At 60.9% G+C, this 18010-nt stretch carries 18 protein-coding genes; 8 read left to right on the top strand and 10 right to left on the bottom strand.

Going from position 1 to position 18010, the window contains the following annotated elements; genetic code table 11:
- Positions 1 to 69 precede the first annotated feature (69 nt).
- From AABM52_RS27060 to AABM52_RS27040, 5 genes are all read left to right on the top strand, one after another.
- Complete coding sequence (locus AABM52_RS27060; RefSeq protein WP_046041684.1) at positions 70 to 1227, top strand: D-alanyl-D-alanine carboxypeptidase family protein; 1158 nt, start codon at positions 70 to 72, stop codon at positions 1225 to 1227.
- Positions 1228 to 1314: 87 nt separating this feature from the next.
- Positions 1315 to 1590 carry a DUF493 domain-containing protein gene (locus tag AABM52_RS27055; RefSeq protein WP_347909334.1) on the top strand — a complete coding sequence of 92 codons (276 nt, stop codon included), beginning with the start codon at positions 1315 to 1317 and terminating at the stop codon, positions 1588 to 1590.
- Positions 1590 to 2237, top strand: coding sequence for a lipoyl(octanoyl) transferase LipB (gene lipB / locus AABM52_RS27050; RefSeq protein ID WP_347909333.1), 648 nt, complete (start codon positions 1590 to 1592; stop codon positions 2235 to 2237). The genes AABM52_RS27055 and lipB overlap by 1 nt, the downstream gene beginning before the upstream one ends.
- Before the next feature lie 25 nt (positions 2238 to 2262).
- Positions 2263 to 3261, top strand: a complete 999-nt coding sequence (gene lipA, locus AABM52_RS27045; RefSeq protein ID WP_347912697.1) for a lipoyl synthase — start codon at positions 2263 to 2265, stop codon at positions 3259 to 3261.
- 174 nt (positions 3262 to 3435) lie between these two features.
- Positions 3436 to 4383, top strand: coding sequence for an LD-carboxypeptidase (locus AABM52_RS27040; protein WP_347909332.1), 948 nt, complete (start codon positions 3436 to 3438; stop codon positions 4381 to 4383).
- 54 nt (positions 4384 to 4437) lie between these two features.
- Here the strand turns inward: AABM52_RS27040 and AABM52_RS27035 are convergent, their stop codons facing one another.
- The 5 genes from AABM52_RS27035 to leuS form a co-directional block, all read right to left on the bottom strand.
- On the bottom strand, positions 4438 to 5760 hold the full coding sequence (locus AABM52_RS27035; RefSeq protein ID WP_347909330.1) for a lytic murein transglycosylase: 1323 nt from the start codon (positions 5758 to 5760) through the stop codon (positions 4438 to 4440).
- A 61-nt stretch (positions 5761 to 5821) separates the two neighbouring features.
- Positions 5822 to 5986, bottom strand: a complete 165-nt coding sequence (gene arfA, locus AABM52_RS27030; protein WP_277532074.1) for an alternative ribosome rescue factor ArfA — start codon at positions 5984 to 5986, stop codon at positions 5822 to 5824.
- 111 nt (positions 5987 to 6097) lie between these two features.
- Entirely contained in the window at positions 6098 to 7135 is a 1038-nt protein-coding gene (holA, locus tag AABM52_RS27025; RefSeq protein WP_347909328.1) for a DNA polymerase III subunit delta, read from the bottom strand.
- A 39-nt stretch (positions 7136 to 7174) separates the two neighbouring features.
- Positions 7175 to 7780 (bottom strand): LPS assembly lipoprotein LptE, encoded by a 606-nt coding sequence (lptE, locus tag AABM52_RS27020; protein WP_347909326.1) that lies wholly within the window; start codon positions 7778 to 7780, stop codon positions 7175 to 7177.
- An 87-nt stretch (positions 7781 to 7867) separates the two neighbouring features.
- Positions 7868 to 10474, bottom strand: coding sequence for a leucine--tRNA ligase (leuS, locus tag AABM52_RS27015; protein WP_347909325.1), 2607 nt, complete (start codon positions 10472 to 10474; stop codon positions 7868 to 7870).
- A 281-nt stretch (positions 10475 to 10755) separates the two neighbouring features.
- Between leuS and AABM52_RS27010 the strand changes: the two genes are divergently transcribed.
- Positions 10756 to 11076 (top strand): hypothetical protein, encoded by a 321-nt coding sequence (locus tag AABM52_RS27010; RefSeq protein ID WP_347909323.1) that lies wholly within the window; start codon positions 10756 to 10758, stop codon positions 11074 to 11076.
- 104 nt (positions 11077 to 11180) lie between these two features.
- Positions 11181 to 11942 (top strand): YdcF family protein, encoded by a 762-nt coding sequence (locus AABM52_RS27005; RefSeq protein ID WP_347909321.1) that lies wholly within the window; start codon positions 11181 to 11183, stop codon positions 11940 to 11942.
- Positions 11943 to 12051: 109 nt separating this feature from the next.
- Here the strand turns inward: AABM52_RS27005 and lnt are convergent, their stop codons facing one another.
- From lnt to miaB, 5 genes are all read right to left on the bottom strand, one after another.
- Positions 12052 to 13575: an apolipoprotein N-acyltransferase gene (gene lnt / locus AABM52_RS27000; protein ID WP_347909319.1), complete on the bottom strand. Its 1524-nt coding sequence runs from the start codon at positions 13573 to 13575 to the stop codon at positions 12052 to 12054.
- Between the two features lie 8 nt (positions 13576 to 13583).
- A complete protein-coding gene (locus tag AABM52_RS26995; RefSeq protein ID WP_027924283.1) occupies positions 13584 to 14423 on the bottom strand; it encodes an HlyC/CorC family transporter in 840 nt (279 codons plus the stop codon).
- A 5-nt stretch (positions 14424 to 14428) separates the two neighbouring features.
- Complete coding sequence (gene ybeY, locus AABM52_RS26990; RefSeq protein WP_347909315.1) at positions 14429 to 14923, bottom strand: rRNA maturation RNase YbeY; 495 nt, start codon at positions 14921 to 14923, stop codon at positions 14429 to 14431.
- Positions 14916 to 15923 carry a PhoH family protein gene (locus AABM52_RS26985; RefSeq protein ID WP_056728837.1) on the bottom strand — a complete coding sequence of 336 codons (1008 nt, stop codon included), beginning with the start codon at positions 15921 to 15923 and terminating at the stop codon, positions 14916 to 14918. The genes ybeY and AABM52_RS26985 overlap by 8 nt, the downstream gene beginning before the upstream one ends.
- A 214-nt stretch (positions 15924 to 16137) precedes the next feature.
- Positions 16138 to 17466, bottom strand: coding sequence for a tRNA (N6-isopentenyl adenosine(37)-C2)-methylthiotransferase MiaB (gene miaB / locus AABM52_RS26980; RefSeq protein WP_347909313.1), 1329 nt, complete (start codon positions 17464 to 17466; stop codon positions 16138 to 16140).
- Between the two features lie 135 nt (positions 17467 to 17601).
- Here miaB and AABM52_RS26975 point away from each other — a divergent pair, with 135 nt between their 5' ends.
- Positions 17602 to 17931, top strand: a complete 330-nt coding sequence (locus AABM52_RS26975; protein ID WP_008052403.1) for a DUF1820 family protein — start codon at positions 17602 to 17604, stop codon at positions 17929 to 17931.
- Positions 17932 to 18010 lie beyond the last annotated feature (79 nt).

Here is an 18010-nt window from a genome sequence, read left to right as displayed (position 1 = left end):
TGACTCGTTAGAAAGTCATTTGATTAGTTTTGCCTTCGGGCAGTTTCCATTAGCGATTTCGAGAGACGGATGAACATCACCACCTTTGCCAAACGCCTGTTCCTGCTAGTCCCGCTGCTCCTCTCACCCGCCGCATTCGCGGTCGAGATGATGCCTTCGCCACCACAACTGGCCGCCAAGGCCTATGTGCTCATGGATGCCAGCAGCGGCAACGTGCTGGTCGAGAACAATGGTGACCAGCGTCTGCCACCGGCCAGCCTGACCAAGCTGATGACCGCGTACATCGCGACCCTGGAAATCCGTCGTGGCCAGATCGGCGAAAACGATCCGGTGACCGTCAGTGAAAACGCCTGGCGTACCGGCGGTTCGCGGATGTTCATCAAGGTCGGCTCGCAAGTCACTGTCAGCGACCTGCTGCACGGCATCATCATCCAGTCGGGCAACGACGCCAGTGTCGCGCTCTCCGAGCACATCGCCGGTAGCGAAGACGCCTTCGCCGACCTGATGAACAAGACCGTCGCCGACCTGGGCATGACCAACACCCACTTCATGAACCCGACAGGCCTGCCGAACCCTGAGCACTATTCGTCGGCTCACGACATGGCGGTGCTGGCTCGCGCGATCATCCACGAAGACCCGGCTCATTACGCGATCTACTCGCAGAAAGAGTTCTTCTGGAACGGCATCAAGCAACCGAACCGCAACCTGTTGCTGTGGCGCGACAAGACCGTCGACGGCCTGAAAACCGGCCACACCGACGAAGCCGGCTACTGCATGGTGTCCTCGGCCGTACGTGATGGCATGCGCCTGATCGCCGTGGTCTTCGGCACCAACAGCGAAGTGGCCCGTGCCGCCGAAACCCAGAAGCTGCTGACCTACGGTTTCCGTTTCTTCGAAACCCAGACCTTCTATCAGAAGGGCACCGAGCTGGCTCAGGCTCCGGTCTGGAAAGGCTCCACCAACCAGGTCAAGGCCGGTCTGGCTGAAGACCTGACCATGACCCTGCCAAAAGGCCAGCTGAAAAAGCTCGCTGCCAGCATGACCATGAACCCGCAGCTGGTCGCGCCAATCGCCAAGGGCGACGTGATCGGTAAAGTCGAAGTGAAACTGGACGACAAGGTGGTGCACAGCGCCGATCTGATCGCTCTGGACGCTGTCGAGGAAGGTGGTATCTTCCGTCGCATGTGGGATAGCATCCGTCTATTCTTCTACGGCTTGTTCAACTGAATTTAGTGTGCACCTGCATGGCTCCGCGCTGATCTGGCGCGCAGCCATGCCCGTCGCCACGGCTTACGCTTACGAGGCCGTTACGCCATGACCGATACCGAAGTAAAGGCGCCAAAGATCGAGTTCCCTGCCAATGATTACCCGGTTAAGGTGATCAGCGACACCGGCGCGGGCAACAAGGACAGAATCATCGACATCGTGCGCAAACATGCAACGATCAACGATGAGCGCGTTGACGAGCGCCAGAGCAGCAACGGCAAATACACCACGATTCAGTTGCACATCGTCGCGACCGACCAGGATCAGCTGTACAACATCAACAGCGAACTGCGGGCAACCGGTTTCGTGCACATGGTGCTGTGATGTCCGGTGTGCTGGGCTTTCGCGAGCTCGGCCAGATGGCTTACGAGCCGGTCTGGCATGCCATGCAACGCTTCACCAACGAACGCGGCAGCGATGCCGCCGACGAGATCTGGCTGGTGGAACACCCTGCGGTGTTCACCCAGGGGCAGGCTGGCAAGGCCGAACATCTGCTGCTTCCTGGTGATATTCCGGTGGTGCAGGTCGACCGTGGTGGTCAGGTGACCTACCACGGTCCCGGCCAGCTGGTGGCTTATCTGCTGCTGGACGTGCGCAAGCTCGGGTTTGGCGTGCGCGATCTGGTCAGCCGGATGGAGCAATGCCTGATCGAGCTGCTGGCCAGTTACGGTGTCACCGCCGTGGCCAAGCCCGATGCACCGGGTGTCTACGTCAACGGGGCGAAAATCGCTTCCCTGGGTCTACGGATCCGCCACGGTTGTTCCTTTCATGGCCTGGCCTTGAACGTGGACATGAACCTGGAACCGTTTCGACGGATTAATCCCTGCGGCTATGCCGGGCTGGCGATGACCCAGCTGAGCGATCACGCAGGATCGATTGAATTTGCCGAGGTAAGTGCCCGGCTGCGCGCGCAGCTCGTCAAACACCTCGACTATGCTGAGCAGACGACCCTGACGGGCGGAATCGACTGATATGACTACTGATGCAGTGCAAACCATGATCCCGACGCTCGATGTCACCGAGCGCCCGGCCCCGCGTCCCAAGGTTGAAGCCGGCGTCAAGCTGCGCGGCGCCGAAAAGGTTGCACGCATCCCGGTAAAGATCATTCCGACCACCGAACTGCCGAAGAAGCCGGACTGGATTCGTGTACGCATCCCGATTTCGCCGGAAGTCGACCGCATCAAGGCCCTGCTGCGCAAACACAAGCTGCACAGCGTCTGCGAAGAGGCATCCTGCCCGAACCTGGGCGAGTGCTTCTCCGGTGGCACCGCGACCTTCATGATCATGGGTGACATCTGCACCCGTCGTTGCCCGTTCTGCGACGTCGGCCACGGCCGTCCGAAGCCACTGGACGTCAACGAGCCGGAAAGCCTGGCCATCGCCATCGCCGACTTGAAACTCAAGTACGTCGTGATCACCTCGGTAGACCGCGACGACCTGCGTGACGGCGGTGCCCAGCACTTTGCCGACTGCATCCGTGAAATCCGCAAGCTGTCGCCGAACGTGCAGCTCGAGACCCTGGTCCCGGACTACCGTGGCCGCATGGACATTGCGCTGCAAATCACCGCTGCCGAGCCGCCGGATGTGTTCAACCACAACCTGGAGACCGTGCCGCGCCTGTACAAGGCCGCGCGTCCGGGTTCGGACTACCAGTGGTCGCTGACCCTGCTGCAACGTTTCAAGCAGATGATGCCGCACATTCCGACCAAGTCCGGCCTGATGCTGGGCCTGGGCGAGACCGACGAAGAAGTCATCGAAGTCATGAAGCGCATGCGCGAGCACGACATCGACATGCTGACCCTCGGCCAGTACCTGCAACCGTCCCGCAGTCACTTGCCGGTGCAGCGCTTCGTGCACCCGGACACCTTCGCCTGGTTCGCCGAGGAAGGCTACAAGATGGGCTTCAAGAACGTTGCCTCGGGCCCGTTGGTACGCTCCTCGTATCACGCCGACGAGCAGGCCAAGCTGGTCAAGGCCGAGCTGATGTCGTCCTGATCGACGCAATGAAATGAAAAGCGCCCGCACGGCATCCAGCCTCGCGGGCGTTTTTTTGCCTGGCTTACGGCAAGGGCTGTTTTTTCCTGCAACCTGCGGGGCAACGGTTCCTCTTCTGTTTGTCCCCGTTCCTGACTACTGTGTGCTGAAGATTTCACGCAGGGAGATTCACGGATGACCGCTCGACCGACCCACACCCTTTGCCCTCATGCTCCCGTCCCGGCACTGCCGTCGGAAGGCATGATCGGCGTCATCGCACCCGCTGGCCCAGCCCCGCTGGACACCGACAAGGCGGTGCAATGGATGCGTGCCCGGGGTTACTCACTGAAAGTGTTTCCCGGGGTCTACGAAAAAAACGGCTACCTGGCCGGTAGCGACGAAGTGCGACTTGGCGACCTGCATGCAGCGTTCGCCGACAGCGAGGTGGATGCCATCATCTGCCTGCGCGGTGGTTACGGCACGCCGCGGCTGCTCGACCGCATCGATTTTGATTTGCTGCGTGACAACGCCAAGCCGTTCGTCGGCTACAGCGACATCACCGCGCTGCATTTGGCGATCAGTCGTTTTGCCGGCTTCGTGACCTTTCATGGTCCGATGCTCAATGCCGACCTGCTGGGTGACAAGCAAATACCTACCGAGTCTTCGTTCTTCAACATGCTGCGCGGGCAGGTGAGGGCGGGCACGGTGCTGGCTCATCCGGTGGCTTACCCGTTGACCACGATCGAGCCGGGCGTGGCTCATGGGCGCTTGCTCGGTGGCAATCTGGCAATGATCGCCGCGACCATGGGCACGCCTTACGAGATAGATGCCGAGGGCGCCATTCTGTTGATCGAGGATATCAACGAGCCGCTGTATCGCATCGACCGGTTGCTCACCCATCTGCGGCTGGCAGGCACGTTGCACAAGCTGCGCGGCGTGTTGGTCGGGGATGTGGCGGGGGTTGAGGTGGCAGCGCTGGACAGGTTGCTCAAGCAGACCTTCGAGCCATTGAAGATTCCGGTGCTGTCCGGGTGGCGCAGTGGGCATTGCGATCCGAACCTGACATTGCCTATGGGGGCGTTGGTGCGCTTGGATGCCGGGAACAAGGAATTGGTGCTGGAGCAGGATGTGGTAATCAGGTAAGTCGCGAATATCTTGAAAAGATCGCAGCCTGCCGCAGGCTGCGATCTTTTGCTTTTAGCGGTTACGCAGTCCATCCAGCAACTTGTGCGTCGGATACCCGTCCGCCGGCCAGCCAAACGACTGCTGGGCGCTGCGGATCGCCTTGCGGGTGTTGGCACCGATGATCCCGTCGGCGGTGCCGGCGTCATAGCTTTGTGCGCTGAGCAGGTTCTGCAGCTCGATCCGCTCGGTACGGCTCAGAGGCAGGTCATCCTTTGGCCACGTACCGCTGATCAGGCCTGCGCCGTTGAAGCGCTCCGACAACAGGCTCACCCCCAAGGCGTAGGACGACGAGTTGTTGTACTTGAGAATCGCACGGAAGTTGTCGAGCACCAGGAAGGCCGGGCCACGGTAACCGGCCGGTAGCAACAGGGCCGCTGACAATTGCTCGGAGCCTGCCGGGACCTGGCCACCGTTGGGCAGCGTAACACCGAGTTGGCGCCACTCGGCGACACTCTTGCGAATCGTGCCGTCGGCCAGTACGTAGTCGAAACCGCTCGGCAGCTGGACTTCAAAGCCCCACGGCTGACCTCTCTGCCAGCCGGAGCTTTGCAGGTAGTGCGCGGTCGAGGCCAGGGCGTCGGCCGAGCTGCCCCAGATATCGCGACGGCCGTCGCCGTCGAAATCGACGGCGTGGGTGTTGTAGGTGGTCGGGATGAACTGGGTCTGGCCCATGGCGCCGGCCCAGGATCCGAGCATTTTCTCAGGTTCGATATCGCCTTGTTGCAGGATTTGCAGGGCCGCGATCAATTGCGCATGGGCGAAGCCGGGACGGCGGCCTTCGTAGGCCAGGGTCGCCAGGGAATTGATCACCGACTTGTTGCCCTGGAACTGCCCAAAGTTGCTTTCCATTCCCCACACCGCCACCAGCGCCTGGCGATCGACACCGTAGCGCTGCTCGATACTTTGCAGGACGTCGGCGTACTGGTCGATCAGCGACTGGCCTTTGCGTACCCGCAGCGGCGACAAGGCGCCGTCCAGGTATTCCCACACCGGTTTTGCGAATTCCGGTTGGCTGCGGTCGGCGCGGATCACGCTGGGATCGAAGCTGACATTGGCGAAAGCGCGATCAAACAGATCGGCGCGGATACCGGCGGCCAGGGCATCCTTGCGAAAACCCGCCTGCCATTCGGCAAAGGTCTGGGTAGGCTGGATGTCGAGGTTCTCACCGGTCGGAACCACAGGCGGAACAACCGCCGGGGCGGTAGCGACAGGAAGTGTCTGAAGCGGCTGAGCGTCGGCTGCGGTCGGTTTTTCCGCACAGGCGACAAGCAAAACAAGGCTGGAGGCTGCGATCAATTGGCGTAAGTGCCAACGACGGGGAAGACAAAAGGGCATGCACGGGTCCAGGGAATACGAATCAGGTACAGACCTTAACATGTCGAAGGGGTGTTCTGCTTTACGCAGCCAGAAAGTAAGAAGCCCCCCAGCTGTCAGACTGGAAGGCTTCGCGGCGGTAACTGCCTTTGCCCTTGGCCGGGCGTTCCTGACGGCTGCGGAACAATGGCTGGGCGATGATGGATTTGGCCTTGTTGGGGCCGTGTTTCGACGGCTTTTTGCTCATGGTGACTTCTCGCAAGTGAGTGGATTTTGCGAGGCGAATCATCGGCCGAAGTTGAAAGGCTGTCCAGTCCCGATGACTATCGGAAAAAGCGCCGCTCCTACAGGGGTGGTGTTACTCAGCGGGCAGGGTTAAGCGCTGACCAGCCATCAACAACGTCAACCGACTCAAGCTCATCCACGGCGAACCGGCCGCCTGGCCTTTGATCTGCGCATCAATGCGCTGCGCTTCGAGCAGCAGTTGCGCCCAGCGTTGGGCCGAGTAGCGCTGCAGGGCTTTGCTCATCAGCGGTTTACGTTTATCCCAGACTGGCGGTTTGGCCTGGCTGAAGGCCTTGTCCAGCGGCGTGCCCTGGCTGTATTGCAGGGAAATATTGGCCAGCAGGCGCAACTCCCGGGCCAGGGCCCAGAGAATCACCGGTGGCTCGACGCCTTCACCGCGCAACCCTTCGAGCATGCGCAAGGCGTGAGCTGCTTCACCATTGAGCACAGCATCGGTCAGGCCAAAGACGTCGAAACGCGCACTGTCGGCCACCGCAGCCTGCACGGTTTCAACGGTGATCTGACCGCCTTCGGCCATCAGTTTGAGCTTTTCGATTTCCTGGGCAGCAGCCAGCAAATTACCCTCGACCCGCGCCGCGATCAGTTCAACGGCGTCCTGGCTGGCGGAAAGCCCGGCCTGGGACAAACGTTGGCGGATCCAGTTTGGCAACTGGGCAACATCGACCGGCCAGATCTGCACGAACTGGGTCTGCTGCCCTTCGACCAGCGCCTTACCCCACTTGGTTTTCTGCGCGCTGCCATCGAGCTTTGGCAAGCTGATCAGCAGGATGGTGTCGTCGGCCGGGCGCGAGCAGTACTCGATCAGCGCGGCAGCGCCCTTGTCGCCGGGCTTGCCGGAAGGCAGGCGCAGTTCCAGCAGGCGCTTTTCGGCGAACAGCGACATGCTGGCACCGGCTTGCAGCAGCGTCCCCCAGTCGAAACTGGCGTCGGCGGCGAACACCTGGCGTTCATCGAATCCCTGCTGACGGGCGGCAGCGCGAACAGCGTCGGCCGCCTCCTGGCACAACAACGGGTCATCGCCGCTGATGATATAGACCGGCGCAAGGGCGCCTTGCAGGTGTTTGGCGAGTTGGGCGGGGGCGAGCTTCATAAGAGAGGGCGAACGGGGCGCCAGGGCGCCCCGTAAGTCTTACTGCTGCGGCAGTTCGACAGGCGACTGACGCGGGGTATCCGCTTCAGCCTTCTTTGCCGCTTCCAGTGCTGCGGCATCAGCCTTGGCCCTGGCTTCGGCAGTCTGCTGCAACTTGTTCAGTTGGGTCGGGCTCAGTTGTTCCAGGCGCAGCATCATGCGCTGGACCATCTCCCGGCGGCCTTCTGTGCGGGCCGTTTCAGCTTCCTGGTCAGATCCGACCAGGTTGTTGCCGTCGTGCATGTAGATTTTCTGCACTTCGATTTTGTCGCTCAGCAGTGCCAGATCACCGCGACCACGGATGTCGTAGTTCAGCACGGTGGTGACCTGGTACTCGCCGGCACGACCGGCACCTGCGTAACTGAGGATACGCTGGGTTTCCTGCTCATTGGTCAGCACCAGCTTGTAAGGGGCGCCGTTATAGACCTTGACGCCGCTGCCAATCAGTACCTGACGCAACTGGGTAACGGTTGGGCCATAAGCGTTACGGGCGCTCAGGTCGAGTTCCTTGATCGCCAGTTCATTGGTGCCGGTGCCGCGCAGCTGGAAACCGCAGGCGCTCAGCAAAACCGCGAGGCCCATCACCAGCAGATTGCGTTTGATCATCTTGTTGCTCCCCTTGAAACCATGTGGGCCGATCAAGCGGCCCGAAAGGTTTTACTCGGCGCCAGGCTCACCTGGCGCCTGATCCAATTAGCTGGCGACGATATTGACCAGTTTCCCGGGCACTACGATCACTTTACGAATGGTCAGACCGTCGACGAAGCGCAGCACGTTCTCGTTGGCACGGGCGGCGGCTTCGACTTCTTCACGGCTGGCGCTGGCCGGCATTTCGATGTGGCCGCGCAGCTTGCCGTTGACCTGAATCACCAGTTGCAGGCTGTCCTGTACCAAAGCGCTGTCATCCACCACCGGCCAACCGGCGTCGATCACAGGTTCAGCGTGACCCAGTCGATTCCACAGCTCGTGGCTGATGTGCGGCGTGATCGGAGCCAGCAGCAGGGTCACGGCTTCCAGGCCTTCCTGAACCAGCGCGCGATCCTGTTCGGTGCCTTGCGCGGCTTTTTCCAGTACGTTCATCAGCGTCATCACTTGAGCGATGGCGGTGTTGAATTTGTGGTTCTGGCCGACGTCCTGGCTGGCCTGCTTGATGGCCAGGTGGATCGAGCGACGAACGGCTTTCTGCTCGTCATTCAGGCCGGCGACGTCCAGTTTGCCCGGCAGGCCCTGAGTGACGTGGGCTTGAGCCAGGCGCCAGACGCGTTTGAGGAAACGGTGCGAACCTTCGACGCCGGAGTCGGACCATTCCGCGCTCATGTCAGGTGGCGAAGCGAACATCATGAACAGGCGGCAGGTGTCTGCACCGAACTGGTCGATCATCGACTGTGGGTCGACACCGTTGTTCTTCGACTTGGCCATCTTCTCGGTGCCGCCGATTTCCACCGGCAGGCCGTCAGATTTCAATTTGGCGCTGATGACCTTGGCTTTGCTGTCACGCTCAAGCTCGACGTCCGCCGGGTTGAACCAGGTGTAAGCGCCATTGGCTTCGCGGCGGTAGTAAGTCTCGGCGATCACCATGCCCTGGGTCAGCAGGTTCTTGAACGGCTCGTTGGAACTCACCAGGCCTTCGTCGCGCATCAGCTTGTGGAAGAAACGCGCGTAGAGCAGGTGAAGAATCGCGTGTTCGATACCGCCGATGTACTGATCCACCGGCAGCCAGTGGTCGGCCGCCGATTTTTCCACCAGGCCACCTTCAAAGTGCGGCGAGGCATAGCGGGCGTAGTACCACGAGGACTCGACAAAGGTGTCCATGGTGTCGGTTTCACGCTTGGCAGGCTGGCCGCATTTAGGGCAGCTGCACTCGTAGAACTCGGGCATGCGCGCCAGTGGCGAGCCGGCGCCGTCGGGTACGACGTCTTCCGGCAGCACGACAGGCAGTTGATCCTCCGGTACCGGCACGTCACCGCAAGTGTTGCAGTGGATGATCGGGATCGGGCAGCCCCAGTAACGCTGGCGGCTGATGCCCCAGTCGCGCAGGCGGAACTGGGTACGCGAGGCGCCCAGTTCTTTCTTGATCAGTGCGACCTCGATAGCGTCGAAGGCGCCCGCGAAGTCGAGGCCGTCGAACTCACCGGAATTGATCAGCGTGCCGTGCTCGCCGTAGGCGTCTTGCCATGGCGCCGGGTTGCTGTCACCGGAACTGGTGCGCACCACGGATTTGATCGGCAGGTTGTACTTGTGGGCGAATTCGAAATCGCGCTCGTCGTGGGCCGGAACCGCCATCACCGCGCCGTCGCCGTAGTGCATCAGCACATAGTTGGCGACCCAGACCGGCAGTTTTTCGCCGGTCAGCGGGTGCTCGACGAACAGGCCGGTTGGCAGGCCTTTTTTCTCCTGGGTGGCGACGTCGGCTTCGGCCACGCTGCCGCCCTTGCATTCAGCGATGAACGCTTGCAGCTCGGGATTGTTCTGTGCGGCCAAGGTGGCCAGGTGGTGTTCGGCGGCCACGGCAACGTAGGTTGCGCCCATCAGGGTGTCCGGACGGGTGGTGAAGACTTTCAGCGCGCCGGCTTCGCCAATGGAGTCGACGTTGTACGGGAACTGCACTTCCATGCCGCGGGATTTGCCGATCCAGTTGCGCTGCATGGTCTTGACCTGTTCGGGCCAGCCAGTCAGTTCGTCGAGGCTCTCCAGCAGCTCATCCGCGTAGGCGGTGATCTTGAAGTAGTACATCGGGATTTCGCGCTTTTCGATCAGAGCGCCGGAGCGCCAGCCGCGACCGTCGATCACCTGTTCGTTGGCCAGGACGGTCTGGTCGACCGGGTCCCAGTTCACGGTGCCGCTTTTTTTGTAAATCACGCCTTTTTCGAACAGGCGAGTAAACAGCCATTGTTCCCAGCGATAGTAATCCGGCTTGCAGGTGGTCACTTCGCGCGACCAGTCCACCGCTAGGCCCAGGCTACGCAGCTGGGACTTCATGTAGGCGATGTTTTCGTAGGTCCACTTGGCGGGCGCTACGTTGTTCTTCATCGCGGCGTTTTCCGCCGGCATGCCGAAGGCGTCCCAACCCATGGGTTGCAGAACGTTCTTGCCTTGCATGCGCTGGTAGCGGGAGATCACGTCGCCGATGGTGTAGTTGCGCACGTGCCCCATGTGTAGCTTGCCGCTGGGGTAAGGGAACATCGACAGGCAGTAGTAAGTCTCCTTGCCTGGCTGTTCACTGACTTCAAAGGACTTTTGCTCGTCCCAGAACGACTGGGCGGCGGCTTCGATTTCACGGGGCTGATATTGTTCGTGCATGGCTACTTTTGAACTGAATAGGGGTGGCCTAATCCTCTTCAATGCATCGCTGGACGATGATCACGCCGCATTGGCGTTTTCGATGCCCAGCCGAGCCGGAAGTGGAGTTACAGGAAGCGCCGTAGCATACATGACCGCGCTCTACCGAGGGAAACCCTGATTACTGCCGCGCGTGTCGCAAAAACCGCTGCGAGGGCCGTTGGTCGCGGCGTTCAGCCGGTTTGTTCATGGAAGCTAAGCTCTAACTGGGGAGTAGGTCTTATCTTCCAATGAGGTGAGGGATGGTTGAGTCACAGCAAAAAGCTACAAAACCGGAGCTGTACGAAAGGCTGATCGATCGTTTGGCCCTTGCCCTGGAAGCGGCAAGAACTGCTGGCCGGTTGCGCGACGTGCGCCCTATGGAACTGGAACTGCGTGGCCTGAGCGCCGCAGAGTTTGCACTGGTCAAGGCGTATCTGGATCGCAGTGAGCGTGAGACACACGGATGCTTGTCTGAGGCGGTAAAGCAACTCGACGCACCACGTTCAGCCAAGATCATCTGGCTCAAGGACAAGGTTCCCGGCAGAGACGCGGTAAAGGTCCGGTCTTTGCAGTTCAAATAAGACGCAGAGCCGTGCTCCATGGTTTTTTGAAGCATAGTCCTTCCGTATTGATTGTCGCATTGCGCCAACCCACTTAGGCTTCGGGCATCTGCAGGAGATGCTCGATGCCTTTTCGTTATTTTTTAAAACAACTTCTTTTGCCCCCCGGCATTCTATTGCTGCTGCTTTTGCTCGCCTGGTGGTTGCGCCGCTCAAGGCCAAGGCTTGCCGGTGTGTGCTTTGCACTGGGGCTGGGTGGCCTTTGGCTGATGAGCCTGCCGGTGGTGGTGCAGTGGAGTGCCGGCCTGCTCGAACGTGAGCCACCGCTGGCCCGCGACGAATGGGCACTGCTGGGGCAGCGCGCGGACGCCATCGTGGTCCTTGGTTCCGGGCGCGAACGCGGTGATATTGCCTGGGGGGGCGACCAGCCCACGGGTATCGGCCTGGAGCGCCAGCGCTATGCCGCGCGGCTGGCCAAGGCGTCCGGCCTGCCGGTACTGACCAGCGGCGGCTTGCATTACGGCACTCCGCCAAGCGAAGCGCAGATGATGGCTGACTCCTTGCGCGACGACTTTGGCGTGACCGTGCGCTGGCAGGAAGGGCGCAGCCGCACGACCTGGGAAAATGCCCGGTTCAGCGCCGAGGTGTTGCTGCCACAGGGCGTCAGGCGTGTGGTGCTCGTGACTCATGCCGGGCATATGCCGCGAGCGGTCTGGAGTTTCCGCAAGGCCGGGTTTGAGGTGGTGCCGGCGCCGGTAGGGTTTCTGGGCGGCGACAATGCACGGCCACTGGGTGGCTGGATGCCGGAGTTCAAGGCGATCTGGCAGAACGGGCAGTTGATGAACGAGGCGGTGGGGCAGATCGGTTATTCGCTTTTCTATCGCTGAAGAGCAAAAGATCGCAGCCTTCGGCAGCTCCTACATTGGGATTGCGTACACCCTGTAGGAGCGGTCGAATGAAACGAGGCTGCGATCTTTCCACCGTCGCCTCAAATCTTCAGACAGTCTTGGCCATCCGGCTCGCAATCAGCGCCCAGCCAAACAACAACACGCAGAGAATGAGCAACGGCCACGAGCGCCATTCCAGGTACGGTGTGAGGTTGTGCATCGGCACCACTTCGCCATACAGGATGCCGCGTTCGAACTGCGGGATCTGATCGGTAATCTGACCGAACGGGTTGATCAGGCCGGATACGCCGTTGTTGGTGGCGCGGATCATCCAGCGGCCGGCCTCCAGCGCACGCATCTGCGCCATCTGCAGGTGCTGCAGCGGGCCGATGGAGGTGCCGAACCAGGTGTCGTTGCTGATGGTCAGCAACAGGTCGCTGCGGGCGGCAAGGCTGGCGGCGAATTCCGGGTACACCACTTCATAACAGATGAACGGCGCGATCTGGTAACCCTTGGCTTGCAGCAGAGGCTGGTCGGCCGGGCCGCGGGCAAAGTCCGACATCGGCAGGTCGAAGAAGGCGATCAGCCCGCGCAGCACATCTTCCAGCGGAACATATTCCCCAAACGGCACCAGTTTTTGCTTGAGGTAAGTGCCGTCGCCCTCACCGGTAACGGTGATGCCATTGAAGAAGCGCTTCTCGTGGCGTACCTCCATGCGGACCGGGACACCGGTAATCAACGCCGATTTACGTTCGGCCGCGAAGTTGCCCATCATGTTCAGGTAGCCCTCGGCGGACTCCTTGAGCACCGGGATCGCCGTTTCCGGCCAGATGAGAAGATCGACGCGCCTGGAGCTGAAGCTCATGTCGCGGTATAGCGCCAGTTGCGCGTTGAGCTGCGCCGGGTCCCACTTCATGCTTTGTTCGATGTTGCCCTGAATGGCGGCGACGCTCAGTGGCGGGCCCGACGGGCTGGTCCAGGCATGATGTTTGAGGGCCATGCCGAGCAGCCATGGCCCGACCAGCAGCAATGCACCGGCAGCGATGAAGCCTTTGCGCCCTGTGCGAACCAGGCGCAAGCCGTTGTAGATCAAGGCGGCCGTCAGGGCCAGGGTGAAGGAGATCAGCCACATCCCGCCGATGGGGGCGAGCCCGGCCAGCGGGCCATCGAGCTGGCTGTAACCGGAATACAACCACGGGAAACCTGTCAGGAACCAGCCGCGGAAGGCTTCCTGGCCGACCCACAGCGCCGCGAAGGCCAAGGCATCGGCCAGCGGCGCTTCATTTCGGCGCAGCCAGCGCGCCCAGATCCAGGCGGGCAGGGCAAAGAACCAGGCAATCGCCGCGGTGAAGAGCAGCATCAGGAAACCGGCGAGCAATACCGACGCGCCGCCGAAGTGGTGAATGCTGTAGTAGATCCAGCTGGTGCCGGCACCGAACAGGCCGAAACCGAAACACCAGCCGCGACCCAGTGCCTGACGTGGGCTCAGCTCGCGCAGGCCGGCATAGAACAGGCCGACGGCGAGCAGTGCCAGTAGCCAGATATCGAACGGCGCCAGGGCCAGTGTGGTGATTGCACCGGCCGCCACGGCCAGCAGGTTACCGGGCCAGCCGGGGCGGGTTGTCCAGCGCATTTCAATCCTTAGCGAGCAATGGGCGTCAGGCGAAGCAAGTGAATCCGACGGCTGTCGGCGTTCAGGATGCGGAAACGGTACGGGCCGATTTCAGTGATTTCGTTACGTTTTGGCAAATGCCCGAACGCGCTCATCACCAGGCCGCCAACGGTGTCGAATTCGTCGTCGGAGAACTCGCTGTCGAAAAACTCGTTGAAGTTCTCGATCGGTGTCAGGGCCTTGATCAGGAAGTCACCGCTGGGCAGCGGCTTGATGTAGCTGTCTTCTTCGACGTCGTGTTCGTCTTCGATGTCGCCGACGATCTGTTCCAGCACGTCTTCGATGGTCACCAGGCCTGCCACGCCGCCGTATTCGTCGATGACGATGGCCATGTGGTTGTGGTTGGCGCGGAACTCGCGCAGCAGCACGTTAAGGCGCTTGGATTCCGGAACGAAGGTGGCCGGGCGCAGCAGGTCCTTGATGTTGAAGCTGTCGCCGTTCTCCTTGAGGATCAACGGCAGCAGGTCCTTGGCCAGCAACACGCCCATCACGTCATCGTGGCTTTCGCCGATGACCGGGTAACGGGAGTGGGCCGAGTCGACCACGGCAGGCAGGAACTCGCGGGGTGTCTGGGTCGCCTTGATGCTGACCATTTGCGAGCGCGGGACCATGATGTCCCGGACCTGCAAGTCAGCCACCTGGATGGCGCCTTCGACGATGGCCAGCGCTTCGCTGTCCAGCAGTTTGTTCTGGTGTGCATCGCGCAGCAGCTCCAGCAGCTCCTGGCGGTTTTTCGGCTCGTGGGCAAAAGCCTGGGTGAGCTTACCCAGCCATGACTTCTGCCCGTTGCTCGATCGATCTTCGCTCATAGCGATTACTCTGAATCCTTTGTTGTTTCGGTAGGGGATGCGTCGGTTTCGTCGTCCGCGTACGGATCGGGAAAGCCCAGTTCTGCAAGCAACGTTCGTTCCAGTGCTTCCATTTCTTCGGCTTCCTCGTCATCAATATGGTCGTAACCAAGCAGATGCAAGCAGCCGTGAATCACCAGGTGTGCCCAATGGGCCTTGAGCGCCTTGCCCTGTTCAGCGGCTTCGCGCTCGACCACGGCCACGCAGATCACCAGATCGCCCAGCAGCGGGATGTCGAGGAACTCATCCGGCACGTCGGCCGGGAATGACAAGACGTTAGTTGCGTAATCCTTTTGCCGCCAGGTGTGGTTCAGCTCGCGTCCTTCGGCTTCGTCGACCAGACGAATGGTCATCTCCGAGTCGGCGGTGCGCTGGCGCAAAGCCAGTTCGCACCACTGGCGGAACTCGGCTTCGCTGGGGGCGTTGGCTTCGGTGGCGATTTGCAGGTCAAGCTCAAGCATCGCGGCGGCTATCCTTGGCGGCGGCATCATCGGCCGCTTTGGTTTCGAAGCGCTCGTAGGCTTCGACGATGCGCTGCACCAGTGGATGGCGCACGACGTCCTTGGGCTGGAAATGGGTGAAGCTGATCCCCGGCACATCCTTGAGCACTTCAATCACATGGTGCAGGCCGGACTTGGTGCCGCGCGGCAGGTCGACCTGGGTGATGTCCCCGGTGATGACGGCCGTGGAACCGAAGCCGATCCGGGTCAGGAACATCTTCATCTGCTCGACCGTGGTGTTCTGGCTTTCGTCGAGAATGATGAAGCTGTTGTTCAGCGTACGGCCGCGCATGTAGGCCAGCGGCGCGACTTCGATCACCTGGCGCTCGATCAGCTTGGCGACGTATTCGAAGCCGAGCATTTCGTAGAGCGCGTCGTAGAGCGGGCGCAGGTACGGGTCGATTTTTTGCGACAGGTCGCCGGGCAGGAAGCCGAGTTTTTCACCCGCTTCGACCGCCGGACGAACCAGCAGGATGCGGCGAATCTGCTCGCGCTCCAGTGCATCCACCGCGCAGGCAACGGCCAGGTAGGTCTTGCCGGTACCGGCCGGGCCGATGCCGAAGTTGATATCGTTACCGAGGATTTCCTTCACGTAGCGCACTTGATTCAAGCCACGGGGGCGAATCATGCCTTTCTTGGTGCGCAAGGCCACGGACGGTTCGGCGGGGGAGTGGTTGTCCAGCTGCTCGACGGCCGATTCCTGGAGGAACAGATGCACCATGTCCGGCGACAGCTCGGTACCCTTGGTTTCCCGGTACAGGCGGCGCAGGAGGTTTTCCGCGGAGGTGGTGTGTTTGGGTTCGCCGATCAGCTCGAACTGGTTTCCGCGATTGCGGATCTCGATGGTCAGGCGCTGTTCGATCAAGCGCAGATGCTCGTCGAATTGCCCGCACAGATTGGCGAAGCGACGAGCTTCAAAAGGCTCGAGGATGAAACGATGTGGTTCTATGGGTGCGTTCAAGGTCGTATTTAGCCGCCCTGGGGCAATAGTGATGAATCAAGGATAGCGCCAGTGGCGTGGGTGCGAAAGCTCTTATGCAGACCAAGTTAATTCACTGGCCTGGCGCTGTCCCTGTGGGAGCGGGCTTGCTCGCGAAGAGGGTGTGTCAGTCGACAATAATGTAGCTGACAGACCGCATTCGCGAGCAAGCCCGTTCCCACAGGGATCTTCAGTGTTACTGGATCAACGAGCCCCGTAGCGAGTGCGGCTGCGCGGCATCGATGTGCACATCTGCGAACTGGCCGATCAGGGTCGGATTATCGCAGCGGAAGTTGACGATACGATTATTCTCGGTCCGGCCTTGCAGCTCGCCCGGGTCTTTTTTCGAGTAATCGGTCACCAGGATCCGCTGGATCGAACCGACCATTTGTCGGCTGATCTCGAAACCTTGCTGGTTCAAACGATGCTGCAAGGCATTCAGGCGTTCTTTCTTCAGCTCTTCCGGGGTGTCATCGGCCAGGTCGGCGGCCGGTGTGCCCGGGCGTTGGCTGTAGACGAACGAGTAGGAAAAGTCGAAGCCGACGTCGGCAATCAGCTTCATGGTTTGCTCGAAGTCCTTCTCGGTTTCGCCCGGGAAGCCGACGATGAAGTCCGAGCTGATGCAGATCCCCGGCACGGCGGCCCGCAGCTTGCGCAGTTTGGATTTGTATTCCAACGCGGTGTGGTTGCGCTTCATCGCGGCGAGGATGCGGTCTGAGCCCGATTGCACCGGCAAGTGCAAGTGCTTGACCAGCTCCGGCACGTCGGCGTGGGCCTGGATCAGGCTGTCGGAGAACTCCAGCGGGTGCGACGTGGTGTAGCGGATGCGGTCGATGCCGTCGACCGCAGCGACCACGCGGATCAGCTCGGCCAGGTCGGCCAGGCGCCCATCATGAGTCGTCCCGTGATAGCCGTTGACGTTCTGCCCCAGCAGCGTCACTTCGCGCACGCCGTTTTCGGCCAGGTGAATGATCTCGGCAAGCACGTCGTCGAACGGCCGGCTGACCTCTTCGCCGCGGGTGTAGGGCACCACGCAGAACGTGCAGTACTTGCTGCAACCTTCCATCACTGACACGTAAGCGCTCGGGCCGTCGATGCGGGGCTCGGGCAAATGGTCGAACTTTTCGATTTCCGGGAACGAGACGTCGACTTGCGGCAGCTTGGTGATGCGCGCGGCGTCGATCATTTCCGGTAGGCGGTGCAGGGTCTGCGGGCCGAAGACCACGTCGACGTACGGTGCGCGATCGCGGATGGCTGCGCCTTCCTGGCTGGCCACGCAACCGCCGACGGCGATCACCATGTCCGGGTTGGCCAGCTTCAGTTCGCGCCAGCGACCGAGCTGGGAGTAGACGCGATCCTGGGCACGCTCGCGGATCGAGCAGGTGTTGAGCAGAATCACGTCGGCGTCTTCAGCGCGGGCGGTGACTTCCAGGGCCTGGTGTTCGCCCAGCAGATCGACCATGCGCGAGCTGTCGTACTCGTTCATCTGGCAACCGTGGGTTTCGATGTAAAGCTTCTTGGCCATGGAGAGAGTCATCACGTGATTCAAAGAACCGCGCATTATAGGGAACATGTCCCGTGGTTCCTACCGCTGCGCGTCCGATGGCTATGCTATAGTTCGCGCCCTCATTTTTATCCCCCGATGTGTTGCTCGCCTGCCATGACCAAACGTGAAGCTCCAATCTACAAGGTGATTTTCCTCAACCAGGGCCAGGTGTTCGAAATGTACGCCAAGCAGATCTATCAAAGTGATCTGTGGGGCTTTCTGGAAGTGGAAGAGTTCGTCTTTGGCGAGCGCACGCAAGTGGTCGTCGATCCGAGCGAAGAAAAACTCAAGGCTCAGTTCGAAGGCGTGGTGCGCAGTTTTGTGCCGATGCATTCGATCGTGCGCATCGACGAAGTCGAGCGTATGGGAACACCGAAAATCAGCGAAGCCCGTGGCGCGGTCGGCAATGTCATGCCGTTCCCGATGCCGATGCCTGAGAAGTAAGTTGGAGTGAAGTGAGCTTTTGTGGCGAGGGGGCTTGCCCCCGTTGGGCAGCGTAGCGGCCCTAAAACCTGGCACCGCT

It is taken from the genome of Pseudomonas grandcourensis, from assembly GCF_039909015.1.
Classification (GTDB): domain Bacteria; phylum Pseudomonadota; class Gammaproteobacteria; order Pseudomonadales; family Pseudomonadaceae; genus Aquipseudomonas; species Aquipseudomonas grandcourensis.
The sequence above is the reverse complement of the archived record's forward strand: the minus strand, read 5'-3'. Positions and strand labels throughout refer to the sequence as shown.

Bases quoted from the DNA above. Each gene is read 5' to 3' on its own strand.
- AABM52_RS27060 (WP_046041684.1), top strand. From the start codon at position 70: ATGAACATCACCACCTTTGCCAAACGCCTGTTCCTGCTAGTCCCGCTG.
- AABM52_RS27055 (WP_347909334.1), top strand. From the start codon at position 1,315: ATGACCGATACCGAAGTAAAGGCGCCAAAGATCGAGTTCCCTGCCAAT.
- lipB (WP_347909333.1), top strand. From the start codon at position 1,590: ATGTCCGGTGTGCTGGGCTTTCGCGAGCTCGGCCAGATGGCTTACGAG.
- lipA (WP_347912697.1), top strand. From the start codon at position 2,263: ATGATCCCGACGCTCGATGTCACCGAGCGCCCGGCCCCGCGTCCCAAG.
- AABM52_RS27040 (WP_347909332.1), top strand. From the start codon at position 3,436: ATGACCGCTCGACCGACCCACACCCTTTGCCCTCATGCTCCCGTCCCG.
- AABM52_RS27035 (WP_347909330.1), bottom strand. From the start codon at position 5,760: ATGCCCTTTTGTCTTCCCCGTCGTTGGCACTTACGCCAATTGATCGCA.
- arfA (WP_277532074.1), bottom strand. From the start codon at position 5,986: ATGAGCAAAAAGCCGTCGAAACACGGCCCCAACAAGGCCAAATCCATC.
- holA (WP_347909328.1), bottom strand. From the start codon at position 7,135: ATGAAGCTCGCCCCCGCCCAACTCGCCAAACACCTGCAAGGCGCCCTT.
- lptE (WP_347909326.1), bottom strand. From the start codon at position 7,780: ATGATCAAACGCAATCTGCTGGTGATGGGCCTCGCGGTTTTGCTGAGC.
- leuS (WP_347909325.1), bottom strand. From the start codon at position 10,474: ATGCACGAACAATATCAGCCCCGTGAAATCGAAGCCGCCGCCCAGTCG.
- AABM52_RS27010 (WP_347909323.1), top strand. From the start codon at position 10,756: ATGGTTGAGTCACAGCAAAAAGCTACAAAACCGGAGCTGTACGAAAGG.
- AABM52_RS27005 (WP_347909321.1), top strand. From the start codon at position 11,181: ATGCCTTTTCGTTATTTTTTAAAACAACTTCTTTTGCCCCCCGGCATT.
- lnt (WP_347909319.1), bottom strand. From the start codon at position 13,575: ATGCGCTGGACAACCCGCCCCGGCTGGCCCGGTAACCTGCTGGCCGTG.
- AABM52_RS26995 (WP_027924283.1), bottom strand. From the start codon at position 14,423: ATGAGCGAAGATCGATCGAGCAACGGGCAGAAGTCATGGCTGGGTAAG.
- ybeY (WP_347909315.1), bottom strand. From the start codon at position 14,923: ATGCTTGAGCTTGACCTGCAAATCGCCACCGAAGCCAACGCCCCCAGC.
- miaB (WP_347909313.1), bottom strand. From the start codon at position 17,466: ATGGCCAAGAAGCTTTACATCGAAACCCACGGTTGCCAGATGAACGAG.
- AABM52_RS26975 (WP_008052403.1), top strand. From the start codon at position 17,602: ATGACCAAACGTGAAGCTCCAATCTACAAGGTGATTTTCCTCAACCAG.